Annotated in this window: 7 protein-coding genes; all 7 read left to right on the top strand. The window is 71.9% G+C overall.

The window, feature by feature from the left end; translation table 11 throughout:
* On the top strand, positions 1-738 hold a 738-nt coding region (locus WC969_12340; GenBank protein MFA6030637.1), incomplete at its 5' end, for a hypothetical protein.
* Positions 735-2,597 (top strand): DnaA/Hda family protein, encoded by a 1,863-nt coding sequence (locus tag WC969_12335; protein ID MFA6030636.1) that lies wholly within the window; start codon positions 735-737, stop codon positions 2,595-2,597. The genes WC969_12340 and WC969_12335, both read left to right, overlap by 4 nt.
* On the top strand, positions 2,594-4,609 hold the full coding sequence (locus WC969_12330) for a GAF domain-containing sensor histidine kinase (GenBank protein MFA6030635.1): 2,016 nt from the start codon (positions 2,594-2,596) through the stop codon (positions 4,607-4,609). The genes WC969_12335 and WC969_12330 overlap by 4 nt, the downstream gene beginning before the upstream one ends.
* Positions 4,606-5,049: a hypothetical protein gene (locus tag WC969_12325; GenBank protein ID MFA6030634.1), complete on the top strand. Its 444-nt coding sequence runs from the start codon at positions 4,606-4,608 to the stop codon at positions 5,047-5,049. Before WC969_12330 ends, WC969_12325 begins: the two co-directional genes overlap by 4 nt.
* Positions 5,050-5,120: 71 nt before the next feature.
* Positions 5,121-6,254, top strand: a complete 1,134-nt coding sequence (locus tag WC969_12320) for a hypothetical protein (GenBank protein ID MFA6030633.1) — start codon at positions 5,121-5,123, stop codon at positions 6,252-6,254.
* On the top strand, positions 6,232-6,843 hold the full coding sequence (locus tag WC969_12315; GenBank protein MFA6030632.1) for a GNA1162 family protein: 612 nt from the start codon (positions 6,232-6,234) through the stop codon (positions 6,841-6,843). The genes WC969_12320 and WC969_12315 overlap by 23 nt, the downstream gene beginning before the upstream one ends.
* Positions 6,844-6,845: 2 nt before the next feature.
* Positions 6,846-7,790 carry a CsgG/HfaB family protein gene (locus WC969_12310; protein ID MFA6030631.1) on the top strand — a complete coding sequence of 315 codons (945 nt, stop codon included), beginning with the start codon at positions 6,846-6,848 and terminating at the stop codon, positions 7,788-7,790.
* Positions 7,791-7,829 lie beyond the last annotated feature (39 nt).

Here is a 7,829-nt window from a genome sequence, read left to right as displayed (position 1 = left end):
GCGCCCGCCGCCGCGCCTGCACCGGCGCCCGCCGCCGCGCCTGCACCGGCGCCCGCCGCCGCGCCTGCACCGGCGCCCGCCGCCGCGCCTGCACCGGCGCCCGCCGCCGCGCCTGCACCGGCGCCCGCCGCCGCGCCTGCACCGGCGCCCGTCGCCGCGCCTGCACCGGCGCCCGCCGCCGCGCCTGCACCGGCGCCCGCCGCCGCGCCTGCACCGGCGCCCGTCGCCGCGCCCTCGCCGGCCCCGACGCCTGCGCCCGCCGTCCCGCCGCCGGCCGCGCCGGCCCCCGCCCCTGCGGCCGCGGGCCCGACGGGGGGCCTGCGCGTCGTCCCGGTCGAGACGCCGCCGGACGACCCCAAGAAGGTCCCCGTCGCGCAGATCCGCCGCCTCGCCTTCCTGTTCGGACCCGGACAGGAGGCGAAGTGCGCCGAGTTCGAGAAGTTCCTGCGCAACACGGCGCTCAAGCTCTCGAAGAAGCCCCTGCACATCCGCAGCGCCCTCTTCGCCGAGGTCGGGGAAGGGGCCGCTCCGGAGGCCGTGCTCGAGGCGATGAAAGCCGCCGGCGCCGTGGGCGCCGTCGGAGTGCTCTCCGGACTCTCCGACGCGCGGGTCGGGGAGCTCCAGGAAGTCTGCGCCAAGGCCGACTTCTTCTTCCGCAGCGTGCCGCTCGACCAGACGCAGAAGCGGACGCTGGCGATGGACATGATGCTCGAGCTCATGCTGCTGAAGGCCGGATGATCAAGCGCTGGAGCATCGAGCCGGCCCCGACCGCCCGCGACTCCCGCCGCCGCCGGCTCTTCCTCCACGCCGCCCTTTCCGACGTGCAGGGGCTCATCCGCAAGTTCGGCTCCCTCTGCGGGAGACCGAAGAAGGAGGGCGGGCATTCGCACTGGACCTACAGCCTCGGGCTGAGCGCCGCCGACGAGGGGGCGGTCGAGGCCCTTCGGGCCGAGCTGAGCGCTCTCTGCCCCGCCGAAGGAGCCGCCGGCGCGGCGAAGGCGCCGGAGGCCGCTGCGGCCGTCAAGCTCGAGCCGTCGGCGCCGAAGACCCCGCCGGTGAAGCTCGAGCCGCCGACGACGAACGCCGCGCCGGTCCCCGCGCCCGCGGACCTGGGCCTGGTCTCCCTCTTCGACGACGCTCCTGCGGGCCTCACGTCGGCGGGAGCGGCCTCCCCGCCTCCCGCGGCGACGCCGGCTCCCATGAGCGAGCCCGCCAAGGCCGCTCCACCGGCGGAGACGAAGTCCGGGATGCCGCCGATCAGGCTGCGGACCGAGCCGCCCAAGCCCATCGAGCCGCCGAAGGAGGCCCCGGCCTCCTGGTCCGTGGTCCCGCCCAAGGCCGCGTCCCCGTCGGCGGTCCCCGCCCCCGCGGCGGTCCGGGGCGCGCCCATCCCCGCCGGACCGGCTCTCTCCGCGGCGTGCGTGGAACCCCGCGCGGACATGAGTTTCGACAACCTCCTCGTCGGCTCGTTCAACCGCTTCTCCCACGCCGCGGCCGCGTCCGCGGCGTCCAACCCCGGCGAGCTCTATAACCCGATCTTCCTCTCCGGAGGCCCGGGCACGGGGAAGACCCATCTTCTGAACGCGGTCGCCCGTCAGCTCGCCGGGCAGTATCCCGGAGAGAAGATCTGGCTGACCTCGGGAGGCCGGCTCGCGGCGGCCGCGGCCGCCGCGGAGACGAACGGCCGCAGCGGCGAGCTCGAGGCGCTCGCGCGCGACGCGCGCGCCCTGCTCATCGACGACGCGCATCTCATGGAGTTCAACGACTCCAACCGCGCCCTCATCGTGAAGATCGTCCACGCCTTCATGGACGGTCGTCGGCAGGTCATGATGACCTCGGCCTATCCCGCGCGCCTGCTCGGCGCGCTCGAGCAGGCCCTGCAGCTGCGCTTCAGCTCGGGTTGGACCGGCGACCTGAAGCCCCCGGCCGGCGACCAGCAGGTCGAAGTCCTGCGGCGGCTCTTCCAGAAGACCGGCTTCGACATCTCCTTCGAGGACGCGAACGGGCTCTGCACGCGGCTCGGGGGGACGCTGGCCGAGGCCTCGCTGCTGGCCCGCCGCCTCTTCCGCATGCAGGAGCTGCTCACGCAGGCCCAGCAGCCCGTCGCCCTGCAGGACATGGTGAACGCGGTCATGGCCGCGCCCACGGCGGCGCCGCCGATCCCCGAGGAGGTCCAGGCCGTGCTGGCGGCCAAGACGCTGCTGCTCGACGGGCCCGAGGCCGCGGCGCTCTGCTTCCCCGTCGGGCTCGAGGACTACGCGCGCTTCGGCCTGCGCCGCGTCCAGGACACGGCCCGCCAGAACGGCTGGCCCTGCCCCCTCAAGGTCGGTCCCCTCTGCATCTACGACCCCTCCCAGGTCTTCGGCACCCCCTACGTCGTCGCGGGGGCTCTGCGCGCCGCCGGCGCGCGCACGGCGCTCCTCGTCGGACCGCCTCCGGGCAGCGACCTCGCGCAGCGCGAGGACGAGTTCCACTATGCCGTCGGCCACCTGAGCGCCGACGCCGGCGTCGCGCTGGGCTGGTTGCCGCTCTCCCTGCTCAACGACCCCGGGACCGTGTTCCGCGCCTACCTCGACGTCTCCGAGGCCCTGCGTTGAGCCCCTCGACGCCGCTCGGGGCGCTGGCGGCCGGGACCGCCGCCGCGGCGCTCTGCGCGGCCGCCGCGTACTGGTGGGCCCGCTTCCGCCTCCTGCTCCCGCTCGACCGCGCGCTCTTCCTGGAGCGCGAGCGCGCGCTCGGACTGGGCGCCTTCGCCCGCGAGCTCCTCTCGGACCCGGGAGAGCCGGAGACCCCTCAGCTGCTGGCCGGCGCGCTGCAGTCCGGCGGGGAGGAGCTGGGCCGCCGCTTCGAGAATCTCCACCTCTGCCTCTGGTACCGCATGGGCCTGGGGGGGGCGTTCTCGAACGAACGCGCCGAGCTCGCCCTGCGCACGGGCTTCCTCGCGGCGCTCGAGCCCGTGGACCTGGAGTTCCCCGTCGAGGTCTGGGAGCGCGCCGCGCGCGAGGGGACGGTGCTCTGGAAGGAGGACCTCCCCGAGGCCCTGCGCGAGCGTCTCGCCGCCTGCGGCCTGCGCGCGCTGCGCCTGAGCGCCTGGGGGACGCCCGGGCGGGTCTGGGGCCTGCTCGGCGCCTTCGACGCGGACCCCGCGGCCTCCTCCCTCGGGGAGGGGGCGGGCGCGCTCGACATCCTCACCGCCCACTGCGGCGCCCTCGCCGAGCGCGCCGCCCGCTCCTGGGAGCAGCGGCACGCGCGCGAGCGCCTCGAGGGCGGCCTTCACTTGACGATGCGGCGGCTCGACGAGACCAACCTCCAGCTCATCCAGAAGACGCGCGAGCTGCGCACCGTGCAGGAAGTCACCGAGGCCATCAGCGAGCACCCCGACCAGCCCGACGTGCTCGGGGCCATCGCCTCCACCGTCGCCAAAGCCCTCGAGGCGGACGTCTGCGCCTTCCTCCTCCTCGACGACACGGCCGGCGATCTCGTGACCCAGCCCGGAGCCTTCGGCCTCGAGGACGACGAGGGCTCTCTCTACCGCATCTCGCTGAAGAACGAGATGGCCTCCTCGGTGCGGGTCTTCCGTTCCGGGCAGGCGTTCATGACCGGCGACGCGCAGAACGACCCGCGCGTCCTCGCGCGCTACGCCCGACTGTGGCGCTGTCACTCGCTCGCGGTGGTGCCGCTGAAGATCGAGGCCCGCCGCATCGGCGTCATGCGCGTGGGGAGCTTCCGCAAGAACTTCTTCAACGAGAGCCATCTGCAGTTCGTGCGGGTCATCGCGGAGGAGGCGGCGGTGCTCATCGAGAGCGCGATGATGACCAAGCGCCTGGCCGAGATGAACCGCCAGCTCGCGCACCTGCACCGGCTCAAGGACGACTTCGTCTCGACCGTCAGTCACGAGTTCAAGACGCCGCTGACGACGATCACGGGCTTCCTCTCGGTGGTCCTCGACGAGGAGGCGGGCCCGCTGAGCAAGGACCAGCGCCGCTTCCTGACCTCCTGCAAGGCCGCCTCGGAGCGCCTGCGTCTGCTCGTCAGCGGCCTCCTCGACATCTCCAAGCTCGAGGGCGGCCTGCGCATGGAGTTCGCCTCCGTCGCCCTCGACGACCTCGCGCGCCTGGCGGTGGAGAACCACCTCTGGGACGCCGAGAAGGGGGGGGTGAGCGTGATCTTGGAGGCCCCCAAGCGCCTGCCGCCCGTGCACGGCGACGAGAAGTGGCTCGCCCAGGTGCTCGACAACCTGCTCTCCAACGCCGTCAAGTTCACGCCGAGGGGCGGGAAGGTCGAGCTCGCGCTCGAGAACAAGGGGGAGTGCGTCGAGGTCCGCGTCTGCGACAGCGGCATCGGCATCCCCGAGGAGGACCGCGAGCGCATCTTCGAGAAGTTCTACCGCGGGAAGAACCGCGAGAAGCTCCGTACGCCGGGGACGGGGCTCGGGCTCGCCATCTGCCGCTCCATCATCGACAAGCACGAGGGGCGCATCTGGTTCGAGTCCGAGGCCGGGAAGGGCACCCGCTTCTTCTTTCAGGTCCCCGTGTCCAAAGTCGCCTTGCAGGAGCGTCCGGATAAGCTAAAATCTGAAGGTCGTCCTTCGGAGGGAGAGAACACATGAAGAGCATCAAGATCATTGCCGCCGTCCTCGTCTGCGCCTTCGTCGCCGTCGGCTGCGGCAAGAAGATGGTCAAGGACGGACGCGTCACCGACACCATCAAGCAGGACATGGTCAAGGGCAGCTACATCGAGGCCATCGGCATCGGCGCCTCGGATCCGGCCCTGCCGACCGACACCCAGCGCAAGGCGCTGGCGCGCGACGCGGCCATCGTGAAGGCCCAGTACGAGCTGCTCACCCTGGTCAAGGGCGTGCAGATCGAGGGCGGCATCACCGTCGAGCGCGCGATGGAGACGGACTCCAAGCTCCAGGCCACCGTGAAGGAGTGCATCAAGGGCGCGGAGATCGTCAACACCGAGTTCACCAAGGACGGCGGCGCCGTCGTCACCCTGCATCTGCCGAAGGTCCGCCTCGAGCAGATGATGGGCGTCAAGTTCAAATAGAGCCTCGACCCCGTCGCGGCGCCGGTCTTTCCCCCCGTCGGGGGAGGCCGGCGCCGTCGGCGAGTCGGATCATGCTTCGAAGACTCCTCCTGATCTCCTTGGCCGGCGGCCTCTGCGCCTGTTCCGGCGGCCGGCTCTCGCTGGCCCCCGGAGAAAAAGGGGAGGTCGTCGAATCCGAGGGCTGGGCCCCCGTCGACGCGAAGGACGCGCTCGGGACCAAGACCCGGGCGCTCGCCGAGGCCCAGCGCAAGGCCGTGGAGCGGGTCGTGGGCGTCTACATCTCCGCCAAGACCCGCGTCGCCCAGGCCGTCGACGTGGACCAGAACATCCTCGCGAAGGTCGGCGGCTACGTCCGGAAGTACGACGTCCTCTCCGAAAGGGAGGAGGGCGGCTTCCATAAGACCCGCATCAAGGCCGTCGTGCTCTACGAGAAGGTCGGGGAGGACCTGCGCAAGGCGGGCCTGCTCGGCCGCAGCCCCGCCGCCGGGAACCCCAAGATCGTCGTCCTCATGGCCACGCGCGGCGAATACGCCGAGTCGGCCGACGGGCGCGCGGCCCAGGGCGTGCGCCGCGGCCTGCTCGAGAAGGGCTTCGCCGTCGTCGACCGCAACGACCCGCTCGCCTTCGGCAGCCGCCGCAGCACCGACAGCGCGAGCGCCGTCGGCGTCGGGCGCGAGCTCGCGGCCGATCTCGTCGTGCGCGGCGAGGCCGAGGCCGTTCCGCTGCGGGACGTCCGGCTCGGCGGCTTCTTCTCCAGCCGTGCGACCGTTTCGCTCGAGGTCCTGCGCCCCGACGGGCGCGTCGTCGCCTCGAGGACGCAGGAGGCCTCCGCGCTCGACCCGTCCCCGCTTCTCGCGGCCGGCAAGGCGCTCGACACGGCCGGACTGCTTTCCGGGGAGGGGCTCTCCAACGACCTCGCCGGTGCGCTCGGCTCGCGCGTGCAGGTCACGCTGCGCGTCCTGGGCGTCGCGTCCCTCGCCGAGCTCCAGCGCTTCGCCGAGGACGTGCGTCTCATCCCCGAGGTCCTCGAGGTCTCGCTGGCCTCCTTCGACCGCGAGAAGGGCGCCGAGCTCGCGGTCGCGACGGAGAAGACCCCGGGCGACGAGCTCGCCGCGGCCATGCTGCGCATGCGCAAGTACTCTTTGACGATCGCCGCCGTCTCGCCCTACGAGGTGGTGTTGGATGTCCGGCCGCAGATCCGCTAGCGTCCTCCTGCTCGCGGCGCTGGCGGGGTGCGGGCATAAGGCGGTAAGATACGCGGCGGCGGACCTCCCCGCGCGGATGCCGGCGAGCGTCGCGGTGATGCCGTTCGACAATCTTTCGACGGACGTCGACGCTCCGAAAGTGGTGCGGGGCGTCGTGGAGCGGGACCTCGCCGCGACCGGCCTGTCGGTGCGTCCGGTCGAGGGGACCGACGAGGCCCTCCGGGCCATCGGGGTCACCGACGGCGGGCAGCTGAAGGCCTATGCGCCGGCCGACCTGGCCCGCGCCGTCGGCGCCGACGGATTGCTCTACGGCTCGGTCGAGAGCTTCCAGATCCAGAATCTGGGGGTGTACGTGCGGCGCACGGTCGTCGTGCGTCTCACGCTGGTGGAAGGGGCGAGCGGCGAGAAGCTCTGGGAAGCGGAAGGCAAGGGTTCGTCGCAGAGCTTCGCCCGGCCCCAGCACGCGGGGCGCGAGTTCGTCAGGGAGCTGGTCCAGGATGCGCTGTCGAAGATGACGGGGAAAGTTTTGGCCGCCGAAGCCGAGAAAGCCGTGTTCGCGGCGCTGGCGGAAATGCCCAGGAGGTATTGAAGATGCAACGGACGATCCGGACGATGTCGGCGGCGCTGGCCGCCGCCCTGATGCTCGGCGCCTGCGCGCCCAGCGTCTCCATCCGCAAGGAGCAGGCGGTGAGCGCGAACGTCACCGAGAAGGTGGATTCGAAGTTCGCCGGCCCCAAGCGCCGCATCGGCGTCGTGGACTTCGAGAACAAGACGGCTTACGGGCAGCAGCGCCTGGGCACGGCGGCCACGGACATCCTCATCACCGAGTTGACGAAGACCGGGAAGTTCGTCGTCGTCGAGCGCGACAAGCTGCACAAGATCATGGACGAGCAGAAGCTCCAGGCCTCGGGCGCCATCGACGCCCGCACCGCGGTGCAGGTCGGCAAGATCCTCGGCCTCAACGCCATCGTCACCGGCGCCATCAGCGAGTTCGGCGTCAAGACCGAGGGCAGCGAGTACCTCATCGTCCAGAGCAAGCGGCAGACCGCGGAAGCCACCGTCGACATCCGCATCGTCGACGCGGAGACCGGGCAGGTCCTCCTCGCGGACTCGGGCAAGGGCCGCGCCGCCAGCGGCAAGGGCTCCATCCTCGGGCTCGGCACGCGCGGGGGCTACGACGAGACCCTCGAGGGCAAGTCGCTGCGGGCCGCCATCGCGCAGTTCACCGAGAACATCGTCAGCCAGCTCAACAAGAAGCCCTGGTCCTGCCGCGTCGCGGCCGTCAACGGCAACAAGGCCTATCTCAACGCCGGCCCGAACATGGGCGTCGAGAACGGGCTCAAGCTCGACTGCTACCACCTCGGCAAGGAGATCGTCGATCCGACCACCGGACTCTCCCTCGGCAACGAGGAGATGAAGGTCGCCAAGGTCAAGGTCGCGGGCCCGCTCGGCGACTCGGGCGAGGGCTCCATCGCGGACATCACCGAGGCCACCGGCGCGCTCTCGGCGAAGGACATCTGCCGGCTCGTGGACTGACGAGCGCGCCTCGTACGGGCGCGACCCTGTAGTCCACTC

This window comes from Elusimicrobiota bacterium, from assembly GCA_041660925.1.
GTDB lineage: Bacteria > Elusimicrobiota > Elusimicrobia > UBA1565 > UBA1565 > JBAZUV01.
Note: the sequence above shows the minus strand (reverse complement) of the source record. Positions and strands in the feature narration are given on the sequence as shown.